The organism is Chitinophaga fulva (assembly GCF_012927205.1).
In the GTDB taxonomy this organism is placed as follows: domain Bacteria; phylum Bacteroidota; class Bacteroidia; order Chitinophagales; family Chitinophagaceae; genus Chitinophaga; species Chitinophaga fulva.
Genome location: NZ_JABBGC010000001.1, coordinates 1,296,016 through 1,314,061 on the forward strand (window position 1 = coordinate 1,296,016; position 18,046 = coordinate 1,314,061).

The window sequence follows — 18,046 nt, forward strand, 5'->3', positions numbered from 1 at the left end:
TTTGACTTTTAGCAGTGAGCTGATGACCGCAAGATAGGTTAAAAGCACTAAAGCATGACAGAAACCTAAATGCTATTTCCTTACCTTTGCGATCTATGGATAATAAAAAAGTAAGAGTGCGTTTTGCCCCCAGTCCTACTGGTGGCTTACATCTTGGAGGTGTACGCACTGTATTGTTCAACTATTTGTTTGCAAAGCAGCATAAAGGCGACTTTATCCTGCGTATCGAAGATACTGACCAGACCCGCTATGTACCGGGTGCGGAAGAATATATTAACGAAACGCTGCGTTGGTGCGGCCTCTCCCCCGACGAAAGCCCTGCGGTGGGTGGTCCTTATGCCCCTTACCGCCAGAGCGAGCGTAAACCGCTGTACCGCCAGTATGCGGAGAAACTGGTACAATCCGGTCATGCCTATTACGCATTTGACACGCCGGAAGAACTGGAAAGCATGCGCGAAAGGCTGAAAACGCCTGAGAACCCGCAGCCACAGTACAACCACAAGATCAGGGAAAAAATGCGTAACTCCTTCTCCCTCTCTGAAGCGGAAGTACAGGAGCTGCTGGCCAACAATACCCCGCACGTTATCCGTATTAAAATGCCTGCTGACCAGGAGATGACCTTTACCGACATGATCCGCGGTGAAGTGACTTTTAACACTGGTCAGGTAGATGATAAAGTATTGCTCAAAGCGGATGGTATGCCTACCTATCACCTCGCGGTGGTGGTAGACGATTACCTGATGAAAATCACCCACGCTTTCCGTGGAGAAGAATGGTTGCCTTCTGCACCCGTTCACATCCTCCTGTGGAAATACCTGGGCTGGGAAGCAGATATGCCGCAGTGGGCGCACCTGCCGCTGATCCTGAAGCCGGACGGCAATGGTAAGCTCAGCAAACGTGATGGCGACCGCCTTGGTTTCCCGGTATATGCCATGAACTGGACAGACCCGCGTTCCAATGAATTCACCAAAGGTTTCCGCGAACTGGGCTTCCTGCCGGAAGCATTCATCAATCTGCTGGCTATGCTCGGCTGGAATGATGGTACCGAACAGGAAATCTTCTCCCTGGAAGAAATGGTCAACAAGTTCTCTATCGATCGCGTACACAAAGCCGGCGCTAAATTCGACTATGAGAAGGCGAAGTGGTTCAACCACCAGTACCTGCATCATAAAGACAACGAAAGCCTGGCCCGCCTCTTTGAACCGGTGCTGGAAGAAAAAGGCGTGAAAGCCGAACCTGCATATGTGGCCACCGTAGCCGGACTGGTGAAGGAACGCTGCTATTTTGTGAATGAAATATGGGACCACGGCTTCTTTTTCTTTGAAGCACCTGCCGCTTATGATGAAGCTGCCGTAAAACCCAAATGGAACGCAGACAAAGCCGCTTTCTTTGCGGCCTGGTCAGAAAAGCTGGATGATGTTTCCGCTTTCACGGCGCCTGAGCTGGAAGCCAGCTTCAAAGCGCTCGCCGCAGAGAAAAACATCAAGATGGGTGAACTGCAGCTGCCTTTCCGCATTATGCTCACCGGTGGCAAATTCGGTCCTCCGGTATTTGACATTGCGGCCACGATAGGTCTCGCAGAGACCCGCACCCGCATTGCCAAAGGTGTAGCAGCTTTTAATAGCTAATGACCTGATTACCATAAAGAGAACGCCCCGTTGATATGACATCAACGGGGCGTTTCCTTTTATAATATAAGCTTTTAGGCTTTGCCTTTCTCTTTGGCCCAGGCGTCTTTCAAGGTAACGGTCCTGTTGAACACCACTTTTTCCGGCGTGCTATCAGGATCTACTGTGAAATAACCCTTACGCATAAACTGGAAGCGGTCGCCAGGTTTTCCCTGCAACAGTGCCGGTTCTACATAGGCTTCTTTGATCACTTGCAGGGAGTCCGGATTGATGAAATCTTTGAAGTCGCCTTCTTCTGCACCTGGGTTCTCTGATTTAAAAAGACGGTCATACAGCCGTACTTCAGCAGTGGCGGCATGTTCAGCGCTTACCCAGTGGATGGTGCCTTTTACGGTCATACCACTGTGGTCTCCACCGCTTTTGGTTTCCGGCAGGTAGCTGGCGTAGATGGTGGTGATGTTGCCATCAGCATCTTTTTCCACGCTTTCACCTTTGATGATGTAAGCGTTTTTCAGGCGCACATGCAGACCGGGGCCGAGACGGAAGAATTTCTTTGGTGGTTCTTCCATGAAGTCTTCCCGCTCGATATAGAGTGTTTTGCTGAAATGCAGGGTACGGCTGCCGGCGGCGGCATCTTCCGGGTTGTTTTCGGCGGCCATTTCCTCCACCTGTCCGTCCGGATAGTTGGTGATCACCAGTTTAACCGGGTCCAGTACAGCCATGACACGATTGGCGGTTTTATTCAGTTCCTCGCGGATACAGAATTCCAACAGACCAATGTCGATCATGTTGTCGCGCTTTTGTACGCCTACACGCTCGCAAAACTGACGGATGCTGGCAGGGGTATAGCCACGGCGGCGCAGGCCGCTGATAGTAGGCATGCGGGGATCGTCCCAGCCGGTTACATACTTTTCTTCTACCAGCTGTTTCAGTTTTCGTTTGCTCATCACCGTGTAGTTCACGTTCAGACGGGAAAACTCATACTGATGGCTGGGGAATATTTCCAGTTCTTTGATAAACCAGTCGTACAGTGCACGGTGGGGAATGAACTCCAGCGTACAGAGGGAATGGGTAATGTTTTCAATGCTGTCGCTCTGGCCGTGGGCGAAGTCGTACATCGGGTAGATGCACCATTTATCGCCGGTGCGGTGGTGATGCGCGTGTTTGATCCGGTACATGAGCGGATCACGCATGTGCATATTGGGTGATGCCAGGTCTACTTTGGCACGGAGGGTTTTTTCCCCGTCTTTGAATTCGCCGGCGCGCATCCGGGCAAACAGGTCCAGGTTTTCTTCTACTGACCTGCTTCTGGCAGGGGTAGGCGTACCTGGCGTGGTTGGTGTGCCTTTGCTGGCCGCAATTTCTTCTGCGGTAGCATCTTCCACGTAAGCCAGTCCTTTTTTGATCAGTGTTACGGCAAATTCATATATCTGCTCAAAATAATCAGAGGCATACAGTTCTTTGTCCCACTCATAACCCAGCCAGTGGATGTCTGCTTTGATAGAATCCACGTATTCGGTGTCTTCTGTGACAGGGTTGGTATCGTCAAAGCGGAGATTGGTTTTGCCATTGTATTTCTGGGCCAGGCCAAAGTTCAATGCGATAGACTTGGCGTGTCCTATATGGAGATAGCCGTTGGGTTCGGGCGGAAAACGTGTCAGCACACGTCCGCCATTGACGCCGTTAGCAATGTCGTCTTCTACGATCTGTTCTATAAAATTGAGTGACCTTTCTTCGCTCATAAGAAAAATTAAATATGTCTGCAAAGGTAGCAAAAATAGCGCTTAGCTTTTAGTAACGGCTAATCCTTATCTTTACGACCTTAATTTTTAAGAATGGTCAACCAGTTAAATCGTCCTGTTCGTGTGTTGGTAGCTAAAGTCGGCCTCGATGGCCACGACCGCGGTGCCAAAGTGATCGCTGCCGCCCTCCGCGATGCCGGTATGGAAGTTATTTATACCGGATTAAGACAAACCCCCGAAATGGTGGTGAATGCCGCCCTCCAGGAAGACGTGGACGCCATCGGTATCAGCATCCTCTCTGGTGCACATATGACTGTTTTCCCTAAAGTAATAGCCCTCATGAAAGAAAAAGGTATGAACGACGTACTGCTCACCGGCGGCGGCATTATCCCTGACGCGGACATGCAGCAGCTGCAGGAAATGGGCGTCGGTAAACTGTTTCCGCCAGGTACCCATACCAAGGATATCTCCGACTATATCACCACCTGGGTGGCTGGCCACAGAAATTTTTAAATTTTTTTCGTGTAGCCGTAACATTTCCACGGGCGGGTCGTCTTCTCGGTATAAATCACCAAGAATCTAAGAAACCACAACCGCCGTTTTTATGAAATACAAGTTATACCCGTCCCTGCTACTGTTACTGTTATGCACTTTCAGTGCCTTCGCCCAGGAACAAACAGATTCTACGGACAATAAAAAGACTGCCGAAGGCCTGGTCTCAATCTCCTTTGGAAAATACCCTAAAAAACGGGAGAATATCTACGTCACCAGTGGCCTGTCCGGCATGCTGTCTTTTGCCGACATGAAACTGAATGGAGAGCATATGCGCAACATTCCGCGTTTCAGCTTCATCTTTAATTATCATGTTAGCTTCAACAAAGACTTTACCCGTCACTTCGGAGCATTTACCGGCCTGGAATTCAAAAACATAGGGTTGATCTCCAAGCCCACAGATTCCCTGAAGCTGAAGCAAAGGGTATACACCATGGGCGTACCGCTCGGGATTAAAATCGGGGATGTTACCGGAGGTACCTTCTTCTTCTTTGGCGGTGAGCTGGACCTGGCTTTCAACTACAAGGAAAAACAATTCGTGGATGGTAAAAAGGTACACAAATTCAATGAGTGGTTCAGCGACCGCACCCCGCTGATCATGCCATCATTGTTTGCCGGCCTGCGTGTTCATGGCTTCGGGCTTAAAGTACAGTATTATCCGCAGAATTTCTTTAACCGTGATTTCAGCTATGGGTCCGGTGCTAACAAAGTATATCCATACAAAAATACAGACGCCAACCTGGTATTCGTCACCTTCGGTTACACCTTCAAAGGCGTGAAATATTTTAAAGTGCCCAAGAAAAGACATTACATGAGAATGAAAAGTGGAAAAGCGCAAATTGAGGTGAACTATTAGCAGTTAAAAACGTTATTCTTCATAAGTCCCGTAGCAGGCCCAGGTTTGCTACGGGATTTTTTTATGTGCAGCTATCAACCGAAAAAAGCTCAAACACGAACTTTATGAAGAAATACTTACTCCTCTTTGTCACCTTTTTCCTGTTAACCCTATCCGTCCGGGCACAGTTTGAAATCGGTGTTTCCGGTGGGTATGTCAACAACTACGTACATACCAATGCCGGTTACCGCGCTTTTACGCAGTATCACCAGTACGGTGGCTTTGTGGCCGGCCTTGTACTGCAATATCATTTCAATGACTGGCTGGCCATACAGGCAGACCCGTCGTATATCCGGAAAAGTTATGAGCTGCGTCGCGACCACTTTTTCGATGGTATTTACCAGTATAACCTCAACGGCTATCTGCAATTACCCGTGATGGCCCATTTCTCGTTTGGCGGAGAAAAGTGGAGAGGTTTCGTTAACGCCGGCGGCTACGGCGCCTACTGGATCAGTGGCCGTATCCAGGGCGCTATGGCCAATGTGTTTAGCAGTACGCCGGATGTCCCTGCGAATCAGCAGACACCGGACTATTTCAGGTACAATGAGGCTTATCGCTACGATGAAAAGTACTCCTTCGACAGCCGCCGTGACCGGCGGGTGGAATGGGGCCTCGTAGCCGGCGGCGGCGTGGAATACCTGCTGCAGGAACGTTTCCGCCTTTTCGTGGAAGCCCGTTATTATTATGGGCTCACAGATCAACAGAAAAATTACATGATAGATCAGGTGCCCCGGTATAACGACAGCTATGTATTGCAGGCAGGATGCCTGTTCAACCTCCGCCGCCTTTTCCATGGCGATGACCAATAATTGTTACTCACCTTTAATTTTTATGAAGATGAAATCTCCTGTCAGATATATACTGCCGCTCCTGCTGCTGATGACCATGGCCTGCCGGAAAGACCTGCCCCAGCTCAATGACCCGCAGAACTACGTCAACGCTAATTTCAACGAAGTGTTTGATGCCTTCTGGACCGGCATGAACAATAACTATGTTTTCTGGGATATTGATACGGTCAACTGGGACCAGGTGTACCGCACCTATAAGCCCCTCTTTGCCAAACTGAATGTCAATGACTCCAATGATGTGCGCAAAGCATATACGTACTTCAAACAGATGACATCCGGACTGGTAGACTCGCACTATAATCTTTCTTTCGCTGATACATGGCTGGCGGATTCTGGTTCTATCAGCCCGGCTTACCTGCGAAAACGCTCCAGTCCCGGCTTCCACGCTCCTATTAGTATTTTCCATTTCTACGATACACTGCCCAAGTATTATCTGGATGCAGGCCGCCGCGGATTTACCAATACGCCTGACAAACAGTATGTAGCCGTTGCCGGTACCATTCAACAGAATATCCTGTATTTCTTTTTCAACGGTTTCAGCCTTAAAACCCTTTTTAATACAGATACCATCAATGGTGTAAAACGGGTAGAGCAGTATTTCTTCGACGCGCTGGCCAACCGTACAGACCTGAAAGGCATCATTATCGATGTGCGGGGCAATCCGGGCGGAGACCTGGCTGACCTGAATTTCCTGCTGGGAAAAATGGTTACCCAGCCGCTCCACTTTGGTTATACCCGGTCCAAACTGGGCAATGGACGGCTGGACTACAGCCCGTGGGCGCCGGCTTATGTGGCGCCACAGCCAGGCAGCAAAGCTGTCACCATCCCCATTGTAATGCTGGCCGATGCCTGGTCGGTGAGTATGGCAGAAATGACCACCATGGCTGTGAAAGCCCTGCCCAACGGGCATTTTGTGGGAGAACGCACCTGGGGTGCCAACGGGCCGCTGACAGCCAATAAATTTTATAACGGAGGCCAGTTCAGCACCAGCTGGCTCACTTCGGTGTACACTTCTTCCCTGATGTTTAAGTATAAGGATGGCAATATATACGAGGGAATCGGGTTTTCGCCCGATATGACCGTGCCCTATAACCCGGCCGCACTGAAGGCCGGCCGCGATCTGCAACTGGAGGCGGCCCTCAGCCTGATTCATTAGTTATCGAATATTGCTTAATATTGATAAACTAAAAAAGAAGGCCCATGTACCAGACACTAAGTACACAACTGGACAATAATATCCTGATCGTGACGATCAACCGCCCGGAAAAGATGAATGCCCTCAACCAGCAGATGATGGGAGAACTGGGTCTGGTGATCGACGAAATTTACCGGAACAAAGACATCAAAGCAGCCATCCTCACGGGTTCTGGCGAAAAAGCTTTTGTGGCGGGAGCAGATATCAGCGAATTCCTCACCCTCTCCCCCAAACAGGGCGAAGAACTGGCTAAAAGCGGCCACGTGGTATTTCAGCGGATCGAATACTCTTCCAAGCCCATCATTGCGGCTGTTAACGGCTTCGCGCTGGGCGGCGGCTGCGAACTGGCCATGGCCTGCCATTTCCGTATTGCCAGTGAGAACGCAAAATTCGGTCAGCCGGAAGTGAACCTGGGCCTGATCCCCGGTTATGGCGGTACCCAACGGCTTACACAGCTGGTTGGCAAAGGCAAAGCCACTGAGCTGATGATGACCGGCGATATGCTGACCGCTACGGAAGCACAGGCATGGGGACTGGTAAACCATGTGGTGAAGCTGGAAGAACTGCTGCCCAAAGCCATCGCCATCCTTCAGAAAATACAAACCAAAGCCCCATTGGCCATAGCCCGCGTGGTGAAATGCGTGAATGCCGCTGTAGACAAGGACGTAGACGGCTGGGAAACTGAAATACACGAATTCGCGGCCTGTTTCGCTACCAAAGACCTGCAGGAAGGCGCTGAAGCTTTTATTCAGAAAAGACAGGCAAATTTTAAGGGAGAATAGCCAGAACAGTTTACTTTTGCTGCATTAATTCATAAAAGCTTAAGCCATGGAATTTAGAATAGAGAAAGACACGATGGGTGAAGTACAGGTGCCTGTAAACGCCTATTACGGTGCTCAAACACAGCGCTCCATTGAAAATTTCAAGATCGCCCAGGATATCAACAAAATGCCGAAAGAAATTATCAGGGCATTTGCTTACCTGAAGAAAGCGGCAGCGCTCACCAACCTCGATGCAGGCGTGCTGCCAAAAGAAAAAAGTGATCTGATCGGTCAGGTGTGCGATGAAATACTGGATGGTAAACTGGACAATGAGTTCCCGCTGGTAGTATGGCAAACAGGTTCCGGTACCCAGTCCAACATGAACGTGAATGAAGTGGTGGCTTACCGCGCTCACGTTATTCACGGTGGCCAGCTCACTGATAAAGAGAAGTTCGTTCACCCGAATGACGATGTGAATAAATCCCAATCCTCTAACGATACCTTCCCTACTGCGATGCACATCGCGGCGTATAAAATGCTGGTGGAAACAACGACCCCCGGTATTAAAAAACTCCGTGATACACTGGCTAAAAAAGCAGAAGCCTTCAAACATGTGGTGAAAATCGGCCGTACCCACTTCATGGACGCTACGCCGCTCACCCTCGGACAGGAGATCAGTGGTTACGTGGCCCAGCTGGACCACGGTCTGAGAGCGATCAACAACACGCTGTCCCACCTGAGCGAACTGGCCCTCGGCGGTACTGCCGTAGGTACTGGTATCAACACTCCGAAAGGTTATTCCGAAAACGTAGCGGCACATATCGCCAAACTGACCGGACTGCCTTTCATCACCGCCCCTAACAAATTCGAAGCACTGGCTGCACACGACGCTATCGTGGAAGCGCACGGCGCTCTCAAAACAGTAGCGGTAAGCCTGATGAAAATCGCCAACGACGTACGTATGCTCAGCTCCGGCCCCCGCGCCGGCATCGGCGAAATCCACATCCCGGACAATGAGCCAGGATCTTCCATCATGCCGGGTAAAGTAAACCCAACCCAGTGCGAAGCCCTCACCATGATCGCGGCACAGGTAATGGGCAACGATGTGGCGATCTCTGTTGGCGGCGCCAATGGCCACTTTGAACTCAACGTGTTCAAACCGGTGATGATCTTCAACTTCCTGCACTCTGCCCGCCTCATCGGCGAAGGCTGTGTAAGCTTCAATGATAAATGCGCTGAAGGCATCGAACCTATCGAAGCCAACATCCGCAAACACGTGGAAAATTCCCTGATGCTGGTGACTGCCCTCAATACCAAAATTGGTTATTACAGAGCGGCGGAAATCGCTCAGAAAGCACATAAAGAAGGTACCACACTGAAAGAAATGGCTGTAAAACTGGGTTACGTTACTCCCGAACAATTCGACGAGTGGGTAATACCTGGTAACATGGTCGGTGAAATCAAGTAAACATACCGATTAATCATATTACGGATTTGTGTGGTGTCAAAAGCCCGCAAATCCGTATTTTTTTGACCCTGTCTTAACCGCACGCAGATGAACATACTCTTTTTCAGCACCCAGCCCTACGATGTCACCTACTTTAATCAAGCTAACACGGACAACGCCCACCACTTCCGCTTCCTGGAATATCCGCTTAATGAAGACAATACCGCACTGATCAAAGACGAAACAGCTGTCTGTGTATTTGTAAACGATAAGGTAAATGCCTCCGTTATCCGTCAGCTGAAAGAGAAAAGTATCCGCCTGATTGCGCTGCGTTGCGCGGGATTTAACAACGTGGACCTCAAAGCTGCTGAGGAAGCAGGCATCAGGGTAGTGCGCGTACCGGCCTATTCTCCGCACGCAGTGGCAGAACATGCCGTCACCCTGTTGCTGGCGCTGAACCGTAAAATCTATAAATCGTATAACCGTGTCCGTGATAACAACTTTACGTTAGGCGGACTGGAAGGATTTGATGTATACGGCAAAACTGTTGGCGTAATTGGTACCGGTAATATCGGCGCGGTATTTTGCCGCATCATGCTGGGATTCGGCTGTAAAGTGCTGGCACATGACGTGTACAAAAATGAAGCGCTGATGAAGGCAGGTGTTACGTATGTGTCACCGGAAACGATCATGGCGGAATCAGATATCATTTCCCTGCACTGCCCGCTGACGCCGGATACCAAACATCTTATTGACGCACATACGATCAGCCAGATGAAACGTGGGGTGGTCCTGATCAATACCAGTCGCGGTGGCCTGATAGACACCCGGTCTGTGGTGGAAGCATTGAAAAACGGGCATATTGGCGCCCTCGGCATTGATGTATATGAACAGGAAGAACAACTTTTCTTTCAGAACTTCTCCGGTACCATCATCCAGGATGATGTGCTTTCCCGCCTCACTACTTTCCCCAACGTACTGGTAACAGCCCATCAGGGATTTTTTACCAGGGAAGCACTTACCCAGATTGCAGAAACGACGTTGGCCAATATCAATGCGTTTGAAAAAAACGAACCGCTGAAAAACGCGTTATAAAACCGGGGTCCCAGGGCTGAAGCCCTGGGCTACGTTGTTATTCAAAGCCAATCATTGGTTCGATTATCAATTAAAAGCCCACAAACATCGTAGCTACGATATTTGTGGGCTTTTAATTTAGCTTCTCACTCATTGAGACACCTGAACAACAACGTAGCCCAGGGCTTCAGCCCTGGGAACGGAATTGCGGATGGATTATTTTTTAAACACGTTGTCCCACGTGATGGTGAGGTAGTACAAACCACGGATGGTAGGCCCGCCAACGTACTGGAAGTATGCTGTGTTCAGCAGGTTGGAGGCGCCCACTTTGAAAGATGTTTTGATCTTAGGTACACGATAGGTAACCTGTGCATCAACGGTGCTGTAGGCTGGTACATCAGCATTACCAAAGAGGTTCTGCCAATAGAAAGTATCCTGCCAGTGCCATACAACGTTGAAGCCTATATTTTTATAGAGATTTCTGTTACCGATGCTGACGTTGGTAAACCACTGAGGGGTGTTGAAACCTGGTACCAGTGCGTCGTCCTTGGTTTTGTCCTGTGCCAGTTTGTTGAAGTTGGCGTTACCGCTTACCGTGTAATTCTTGTAGATATCGTAGGTGACAGCCACAGCAAAGCCATAGTTGTTGACAGTGGATTTACTGTTGGTCCATACACGGTAACGGTTCTGCAGGGTTTTATCGAGCATTTGGTTCAGCACAGCGGCATCCGGTGAATTAACATTACCGGTTTGCGGTACCACGGCTTCAATCTGGCCGATAAAATTTTTGTAGGAGCTGTAATAACCATCAACATCAATGAACAACTTGTTGTCAAGCAATACTGCTTTATAGCCTGCTTCGAAAGAGGTGATTTCTTCCGGCACAATAGGATCGAGATTGGCAACTTTGAGGACGCCTGCATTTTTAGCGGCAGCTGCGTCTTTGCTGATATGTTCCGCGTTGATGGTTTTGTTTACTGCCACGTTGAAAGCGTCAACGGAAGTGGTGAGGTAAGAGTTCTTGAAATAGCCCAGTCCTTCTTCAATAAAGGCGAGACCGCCTACACGCCGCACCTGTCCGTTGTTTACAAAAGAGTATGCTTCAAACAGGGAAGGGAAACGGAAGCCATTTTGCCATGATATGCGGAAGTTGTGTTTATCCTTTACAGTATACACGGCAGCGATGCGGGGATTCACTTTCCCGGCAAACTGTTCGTTTTTATCGTAACGCAGGGAGCCGGTAAGTTTCAATGCGTCGTGGAAGAAGGACCTGCTGATCTGTGCAAAGCCGCCCACCTTGCCGTACCAGATATGTTTACCGCCGTCCTGATTGCGTTTGTCGAGTGGCAGGCTGAAATCCACGAAGTTGTTGCCATCGGGGATGATCTCGTAGGTGCGGTAATCGGCGCCTACCAGTACATCAGCGAAATGGACGTATTTACGCAGGTTCCAGGTGCCTTCTGTGTGATAGAAGCGGCTTTTCTGCTTGAGGGCGGCGCCACCGGTAGTGTTGAGCGGATTTCTGGAGGTGGGGTAAATATCCCAGTCATTGATGGTTTTGATTTTATCCCGTTGTGCTTCAAAGGCTGCGGTGCCAGGCTCAAAGCGGCCGGCATCTGCGAAAGCGCGGGCCGCTTTATGTGCGGCTACGAGGTCAGCACCTTGTGTCAGCGCGTTATTGAGGCCGGTGGTATAATCTTTCTGCCACACTTTGTCTGACTTAAAGGATTTCTCCAGGTTATCAGCGAGTGGGTTCATGTTGTATGATTTGCCGGTATTCTCGATGGAGATATAGGTGCGCACGGTGAAATCGGGGTGTACGATTTCCAGTTTGTGGTTGGAAACGGTGACGCCTCTGAGGCCGATGCGGTTACCGCGCTGAAAGAAGCCATCCATCTGGCCCCAGCGGGAGGCGAGAGATATCTCCATTTTGTTCCTCAGCCGGAAATTGATGGAGCCGTCTATTTTGGTATTGCGAACGGTATAGTCGCCTACGAGGTCTTTTTCCCAGTAGCCGGTGCGGTGTACAGTATAAGCGCGGCCGTCTTTGTCGGTGATGGGGATATTACCCTGATCGGCGTATTTGTTCCAGTTATCGGCGGCGATGTTGTTAGCGCCGCTGAGCTGTGGAAAATCAGGGTTGATTTTGCTCTGTGGCGTGAAATCGTCATGGCTGTCGGCATACCAGTCGGTGCCCTGCATGTAGCTGGCGTTGATTTTCCAGGCGAACCATTTGGAGTAGGCCTGTGCATAACGTACGGCCGTTTCCGTGAGTGGCTTGGGGCTGCTGCCTTTGCCATCGAAATGGTTGAACGCAATTTTCTGGTATACGCTGACACCCTGGTAATCGAAAGGGTTTTTAGTGACGAGGTTGGACATGCCGTTGATGGCGTTCATGCCGTACAGTGCTGAAGATGCGCCGGGGGTGACTTCCACGCTCTGGATGTCCAGCTCCGTAGGCCCGATGGCGTTACCCAACGGTACGCCGAGGGTGGCGGCCTGATTGTCTACGCCGTCTACCAGTTGCATGAAGCGGAAGTTATTGGGCACGTTAAAGCCGCGGGTGTTGAATACTTTGAAGGTAAGGCCGGCGGTGGTCATCTGTACGCCTTTGAGGTTGCCCAGTGCGTCGTAGAAGGTGGACGAAGGCGTTTCTTTCAGGGCGCGGATATCCAGTTTTTCGATGGCTACCGGTGAGCGCAACAGCTTCTCCTGCTGCCGGGAGGCGGATACTACTACCTCGTTGACCAGCAGTGACTGGGTGAACAGCTGTATGGCTACTTTGCTGTTGCTGTTTTTAACTTCAAACTCCTGCGGCTGATAGCCAATGAGGCGGATCACCAGTTTCAGCGGGAAACGGGTGTTGGTTGTCAGCTGAAAGCGGCCCAGGCTATCGGTGGTAGTGCCGAACGAGGTGCCCTTTATCTGTACAGATGCGCCCGGCAGGCCGGCGCTGTGGTCATCAGTGATTTTGCCCTCAATAACGTAAGAGCCGTTGAGTTGTGCCTTTGATAGGGTTGGACTAAATACCAGGGCCAAAATGAGGATTTTGGCCAGTATCGGAAAGAACTTTTGCATGATGTGGTAAAAGTTATAACATTATATAGATCCTGGATTGTGATAAAAATGGTAGGGAGCGCCGGAAAGCCCGATGTTGAGCCTCAACATCGGTGTAGCAACATGGTATGTACAGTTTTAAAAACCATATAGTCTATAGAATTAGTAGACAAATATAGAACGAGGATTGTTCATTTCAAAGCAGCAAAGGAAAAAAATTTGCAAATGGTTGATAATGAACGGCAATAATTTAGGGATTTTTTTGATTTTCGTTTTTTTGTTTTTGGGGAGATGGCGAGGCTTCTATCGGAAAGTGAAACAATGCAGAATGGTTGATTTTGGGAGATATCAGGGCTTTTTATCAAAAGTATGGATACAAACAGGGGTAATAAATTAGGGATTTCCTGATTTGCGATGGCGTGATTGGAAGAAATCCTGTTCGGTCCAAATCAAAAAATCGAAAATCAAAAAATCCCTAAAGTAAATATCTAAATAACCAAATAGCTGAATAACTAAATCTCCACGGGTGTTTTTTCCTGTTGCTGGGCGGTATGCCGGGCTAAGAACCTTTTCTGGAACAGCAGGATTGTGACAACACCAACGGAAATAGCGGCATCAGCGATGTTGAATACCGGGCGGAAGAACACAAAGTAATCACCACCTTTGAAGGGTATCCAGCTGGGCAGGTAGCCTTCATAGATGGGGAAGTACAGCATATCCACCACACGGCCGTGGAGGAAACTGCCATAACCGCCGCCGGAAGGCATAAACTTCGCTACCTCATAACCGATGCTGTCGTTGAAAATAAGGCCATAGAACATGCTATCTATCAGGTTGCCAGCTGCGCCTGCCAGAATGAGAGAGCCACAGATCAGCAAACCAGTGCTGTATTTTTCCCGGATGAGCTTTTTGATGTATATGAAACCAGCTACCACTGCCACCAACCGGAAGGTGGTCAACAGGATCTTGCCGAAATCACCACCAAACTTGAGCCCATAGGCCATCCCTTCATTTTCAATGAAATGGATACGGAACCAATTGGGGAAAATGATGAACTCCTGTTGCATGAACATGTGCGTCTTGATCCAGAATTTCAGCGTCTGATCAATGACCAGGATAAGGATAACAATAAATACTACGTGACGATATTTCAACTGATATTAAAATTTTGTCAAAAATAACAGATTATTTCAAAGTCCGAAGCCTGCAATATCATTATTCCTGAAAATATACCCGTTTCACCCGCTGTGAAATTCCTGTTAATATTTCATAGGCAATGGTGTCAGCCCAGTTGGCTAATTGCTGTACCGACAGGTCCTGACCGAAAACAATCACCTCATCACCCTCCATAATATCAGGAATATGGGTCACGTCCAGCATCAGCATATCCATGGCCACTGCACCAATGACAGGGGCGAGTTTGCCGCGGATCAGCATTTTGCCTACATCGTTGCCCAGTCTGCGGGGATAACCGTCGGCATATCCAATGCGCACCGTAGCGGTCACAGCAGGCGCTTTGGCTGTCCAACGGGCGCCATAACCCACAGTGTCGCCTGGCTCCAGGCTTTTAAGCTGTGCCACGGTGGTTTTCAGGGTGCTCACATTTCGCAGCTGGTCCTGTATGTCGTTGCTGTAATCGAGGCCATACATGCCAATGCCCAATCTTACCATGTCCAGATGCAGGTCCGGATGCCGGGTAATGCCAGAGCTGTTGGAAATATGCCGGATAACGGTATAACTCAGTGCTTTCTGCAGCTCATGGCTCATTTCATAGAATAAACGGCCCTGTTGCTGTGTCAGCGCATCTTTTTCCGGGTCTTCACTGGCGGCCAGGTGACTGAAAATAGACTGCACTTTCAGCAGCTGATTGGCCGTCAGGGCCTGTGCCAGCTCGGGAATATCCTTTTTCACAAAGCCAAGACGGTGCATGCCCGTGTCCAGCTTGATATGGATGGGGAATTCGGTCTTACCGGCCGCGCTCACCTCCTCCATAAACTGCAGCAGGATACTCATGGAATAAATTTCCGGTTCAAGGTTCCAATGCAGGATGGCGTCAAAGCTGGCAGGTTCGGGGTTCATCACCATGATCGGCATGGTAATGCCGGCCCGTCGCAGCTCCACCCCTTCATCGGCATAAGCTACCGCGAGGTAGTCTACTCCATGGAATTGCAACAGGTTGGCTATTTCAAAGCTGCCGCTGCCATAGGAGAACGCTTTCACCATGGCCATCAGTTTGGTACCAGGTTTCAACAACGACTGGTATTGCTTCACATTGTGCGCAATAGCTGTCAGGTTGATCTCCAGGATGGTCTGGTGTGCTTTCTGCTCCAGCAGTTTACCGATGCGCTCAAACTGGAAAACACGGGAGCCTTTTACCAGGATGGTCTCGTTCTCGAAATCATCGGCATTGAACTGCTGTACGTATTCATCGGTAGTGCTGAAAAACTGTGTTTTTAAGCCGTCCACCTGCTGGAAACTTTTCTTTTCCCGCCCGATGTTTTTGCCAATGGCGATCAGTTTATTGATGCTTTTTTTCTGTAACAGGTCCGCTACTTCTTCATACAAGGTGGCGTCGCTTTTGCCGCTTTGCAGGATATCGCTCAGGATCACGGTGCGGGTGGAATGTTGCTGTTGCTGCTGAAGGAAATCGAGCGCGATGGTCAGTGAGCCAAGATCAAGGTTGTAAGCATCATTGATCACGGAGCTGTTGTTGATGCCCTGTTTCAGTTCCAGTCGCATGGCCACATTGCTCAGCAGGTCCATTCGTTGCTGTATCACTTCCTGCTCCTTGCCGAGGTACAGCATGAGCGCCCAGCAGTGAATGGCATTTTCGATGGAACCTTCATCCACAAAGGGAATAGTGATATGCAGTGTTTCCTGTTTGTACAGGGCCTCAATGCGGGTCTGGGCATCGTGTTTCTCGATGGTAATGATACGCAGGTCGGCGTCTGTTTTGCGGGACCAGGAGAACAATTCCGGGCCTCCGCCGCCTTCCTGGTTTTCTCTCTTGCCTACCTGGTTGTGGAAAGACAACACACATTCGTTGAGTGCAAGGTAGTCTTTACTATAGATCAGGATATCGCTTTTAGCAAAGAGGACCAGTTTTTCGTTGATCTTCTGGCGGATATTAAGAAATCCTTCACTATGTGCTTCGCCGATATTGGTGAAGATACCGACAGTAGGACGGATGATCTTCTCCAGGTTCACCATCTCACCAGGCTGTGAAATACCGGCTTCAAAAATAGCCAGCTGATGTTCGGGTTTCATCTGCCATACGGAGAGCGGCACCCCTATCTGGGAGTTATAGCTCTTCGGGCTGCGCACAATGTTGTAATCCTTTTCGAGCAACTGGTACAGCCATTCTTTTACGATGGTTTTACCGTTACTGCCGGTGATACCGATTACCGGTATATGGAAGTGCTGCCGGTGAAATGCTACCAGCGTATGCAACGCCTGTAAGGTATCTTTCACCAGAATAAAGTTGGCTTGAGGATATTTTTCCAAAGGCACGGGCTCACTCACAATGAAGTTGCTGACCCCTTTGCGGTACAGCTCTTCAATATACTGATGAGCATTGCGCCGGGGGCTAACCAGGGGAATGAACAGCGATGTTTCCGGAAAACTCAACTTCCGGCTGTCCAGTAAGAGATGTTCAATTTCAGAAAATCCGGTCTCTTGCAACAATTCCCCTTTGAGCGTCTTGTTAATGCTTGCAGCGTTATACACTTTTATCAGATTTGAATAATCACTAACATCCTGCTATGACTCCTATAACAGTTGTTTTATTACTAGGCTTTTCTTTCCGGTAACTCATTTTTCTGATGACGGAGGGAATACCAGATAGACCCTCCCAGGCAAAGAACAATCACCAACAGCGATACATATACCGGTATATGGATAAAGTAATCTGCCAGCATTTTCAGTCCAATGTATATCAGTACGATGGCAATACCCTGGGGCAGATAATCGAATTTATCCACCGCCCCTCTCAACAAAAAGAACAGGGACCGCAATCCCAGTACCGCAAATATGTTGGAGGTGTATACCACGACCGGTTGTTGTGATATGGCAAATACCGCCGGAATAGAATCCAGGGCGAAAATAATATCGGTTACGGCAAGCATCACGACTACTACAGATAACGTAGTCAGATACACCTTATTATTTTTGCGGACCACAAATTTTCCATGTGCCTCTTCATGGGTTACCCGCAGGTATTTGTTCATAAACCGGTAGGCCACATTTTCTTCCGGTTTAAACTCATCATCAGGTTTCGCTTTAAACATTTTATAACCGGTATACAACAGAAATGCGCCAAAAAGGTACAATATCCAGTGAAACCGCGCGATCAACACCACTCCCACACTGATGAAAATTGCCCGAAAGACCAACGCCATCAGGATACCTATCAATAATACACGCGAGTAGTGCTCTTCCTTTATTTTAAAGAAACCAAAAATGAGAATAAATACAAAAATATTGTCCATCGAGAGTGATTTCTCCATGAGATAAGCACTCATGAAACTGATGGCTGTCTCTGAACCATCTTCAAACCACATAAATCCAAAGAACAATACTGCGAGTCCTACCCAGAAAATGCTCTGCCACAGAGCCGTTTTAAGCGTTGTTTTGGTATTTTTCTTACTGAATAAACCCAGGTCAAAAACTAAAGCCAGGACTATCACAATGCCGAAAATGAGATATGTCCACTGGATGGGTGTCATGAGACGCTCGCTTTTTGTGAAGGGCAAAGATATGCTTTTCTCCACGCAAAGGCGTCAGACAGACCATTGGCAAAGTGCATATAATAAAGTTAAAACTGGATGACGCCGGTCATCATTTATTTG

13 protein-coding genes are annotated in these 18,046 nt (G+C 49.0%); 8 read left to right on the forward strand and 5 right to left on the reverse strand.

Annotated features, from left to right (window positions below):
* Window positions 1-95 precede the first annotated feature (95 nt).
* On the forward strand, window positions 96-1,628 hold the full coding sequence (gene gltX / locus HHL17_RS05490) for a glutamate--tRNA ligase (protein WP_169223756.1): 1,533 nt from the start codon (window positions 96-98) through the stop codon (window positions 1,626-1,628).
* 74 nt (window positions 1,629-1,702) lie between these two features.
* Here the strand turns inward: gltX and HHL17_RS05495 are convergent, their stop codons facing one another.
* Complete coding sequence (locus tag HHL17_RS05495; RefSeq protein ID WP_169223757.1) at window positions 1,703-3,370, reverse strand: glutamine--tRNA ligase/YqeY domain fusion protein; 1,668 nt, start codon at window positions 3,368-3,370, stop codon at window positions 1,703-1,705.
* Between the two features lie 93 nt (window positions 3,371-3,463).
* On the opposite strand from HHL17_RS05495, the gene HHL17_RS05500 reads away from it, so the two are divergent.
* The 7 genes from HHL17_RS05500 (at window position 3,464) to HHL17_RS05530 (ending at window position 10,163) form a co-directional block, all read left to right on the forward strand.
* Complete coding sequence (locus HHL17_RS05500; RefSeq protein WP_169223758.1) at window positions 3,464-3,883, forward strand: cobalamin B12-binding domain-containing protein; 420 nt, start codon at window positions 3,464-3,466, stop codon at window positions 3,881-3,883.
* Window positions 3,884-3,974: 91 nt separating this feature from the next.
* Window positions 3,975-4,778 carry a hypothetical protein gene (locus HHL17_RS05505; protein WP_169223759.1) on the forward strand — a complete coding sequence of 268 codons (804 nt, stop codon included), beginning with the start codon at window positions 3,975-3,977 and terminating at the stop codon, window positions 4,776-4,778.
* Window positions 4,779-4,882: 104 nt separating this feature from the next.
* Window positions 4,883-5,626, forward strand: coding sequence for a porin family protein (locus HHL17_RS05510; protein ID WP_169223760.1), 744 nt, complete (start codon window positions 4,883-4,885; stop codon window positions 5,624-5,626).
* Between the two features lie 28 nt (window positions 5,627-5,654).
* Window positions 5,655-6,821, forward strand: a complete 1,167-nt coding sequence (locus tag HHL17_RS05515) for a S41 family peptidase (RefSeq protein WP_169223761.1) — start codon at window positions 5,655-5,657, stop codon at window positions 6,819-6,821.
* 44 nt (window positions 6,822-6,865) lie between these two features.
* Window positions 6,866-7,642 (forward strand): enoyl-CoA hydratase/isomerase family protein, encoded by a 777-nt coding sequence (locus HHL17_RS05520; RefSeq protein ID WP_169223762.1) that lies wholly within the window; start codon window positions 6,866-6,868, stop codon window positions 7,640-7,642.
* A 46-nt stretch (window positions 7,643-7,688) separates the two neighbouring features.
* Window positions 7,689-9,089: a class II fumarate hydratase gene (gene fumC, locus HHL17_RS05525; protein WP_169223763.1), complete on the forward strand. Its 1,401-nt coding sequence runs from the start codon at window positions 7,689-7,691 to the stop codon at window positions 9,087-9,089.
* Window positions 9,090-9,176: 87 nt separating this feature from the next.
* Complete coding sequence (locus HHL17_RS05530) at window positions 9,177-10,163, forward strand: 2-hydroxyacid dehydrogenase (RefSeq protein WP_169223764.1); 987 nt, start codon at window positions 9,177-9,179, stop codon at window positions 10,161-10,163.
* Between the two features lie 195 nt (window positions 10,164-10,358).
* Here the strand turns inward: HHL17_RS05530 and HHL17_RS05535 are convergent, their stop codons facing one another.
* The 4 genes from HHL17_RS05535 to HHL17_RS05550 form a co-directional block, all read right to left on the reverse strand.
* Entirely contained in the window at window positions 10,359-13,220 is a 2,862-nt protein-coding gene (locus HHL17_RS05535) for a TonB-dependent receptor (RefSeq protein WP_169223765.1), read from the reverse strand.
* A 491-nt stretch (window positions 13,221-13,711) separates the two neighbouring features.
* Window positions 13,712-14,353 carry a lipoprotein signal peptidase gene (locus tag HHL17_RS05540; RefSeq protein WP_169223766.1) on the reverse strand — a complete coding sequence of 214 codons (642 nt, stop codon included), beginning with the start codon at window positions 14,351-14,353 and terminating at the stop codon, window positions 13,712-13,714.
* Window positions 14,354-14,414: 61 nt separating this feature from the next.
* On the reverse strand, window positions 14,415-16,925 hold the full coding sequence (locus HHL17_RS05545) for a bifunctional UDP-N-acetylmuramoyl-tripeptide:D-alanyl-D-alanine ligase/alanine racemase (RefSeq protein ID WP_169223767.1): 2,511 nt from the start codon (window positions 16,923-16,925) through the stop codon (window positions 14,415-14,417).
* A gap of 62 nt (window positions 16,926-16,987) precedes the next feature.
* Window positions 16,988-17,923 (reverse strand): TerC/Alx family metal homeostasis membrane protein, encoded by a 936-nt coding sequence (locus HHL17_RS05550; protein ID WP_169223768.1) that lies wholly within the window; start codon window positions 17,921-17,923, stop codon window positions 16,988-16,990.
* Window positions 17,924-18,046 lie beyond the last annotated feature (123 nt).

Coding starts and splice junctions, on each gene's coding strand:
- HHL17_RS05530 (WP_169223764.1), top strand. CDS start 9,177: ATGAACATACTCTTTTTCAGCACCCAGCCCTACGATGTCACCTACTTT.
- HHL17_RS05515 (WP_169223761.1), top strand. CDS start 5,655: ATGAAATCTCCTGTCAGATATATACTGCCGCTCCTGCTGCTGATGACC.
- HHL17_RS05505 (WP_169223759.1), top strand. CDS start 3,975: ATGAAATACAAGTTATACCCGTCCCTGCTACTGTTACTGTTATGCACT.
- HHL17_RS05510 (WP_169223760.1), top strand. CDS start 4,883: ATGAAGAAATACTTACTCCTCTTTGTCACCTTTTTCCTGTTAACCCTA.
- fumC (WP_169223763.1), top strand. CDS start 7,689: ATGGAATTTAGAATAGAGAAAGACACGATGGGTGAAGTACAGGTGCCT.
- gltX (WP_169223756.1), top strand. CDS start 96: ATGGATAATAAAAAAGTAAGAGTGCGTTTTGCCCCCAGTCCTACTGGT.
- HHL17_RS05550 (WP_169223768.1), bottom strand. CDS start 17,923: ATGACACCCATCCAGTGGACATATCTCATTTTCGGCATTGTGATAGTC.
- HHL17_RS05520 (WP_169223762.1), top strand. CDS start 6,866: ATGTACCAGACACTAAGTACACAACTGGACAATAATATCCTGATCGTG.
- HHL17_RS05500 (WP_169223758.1), top strand. CDS start 3,464: ATGGTCAACCAGTTAAATCGTCCTGTTCGTGTGTTGGTAGCTAAAGTC.
- HHL17_RS05535 (WP_169223765.1), bottom strand. CDS start 13,220: ATGCAAAAGTTCTTTCCGATACTGGCCAAAATCCTCATTTTGGCCCTG.
- HHL17_RS05495 (WP_169223757.1), bottom strand. CDS start 3,370: ATGAGCGAAGAAAGGTCACTCAATTTTATAGAACAGATCGTAGAAGAC.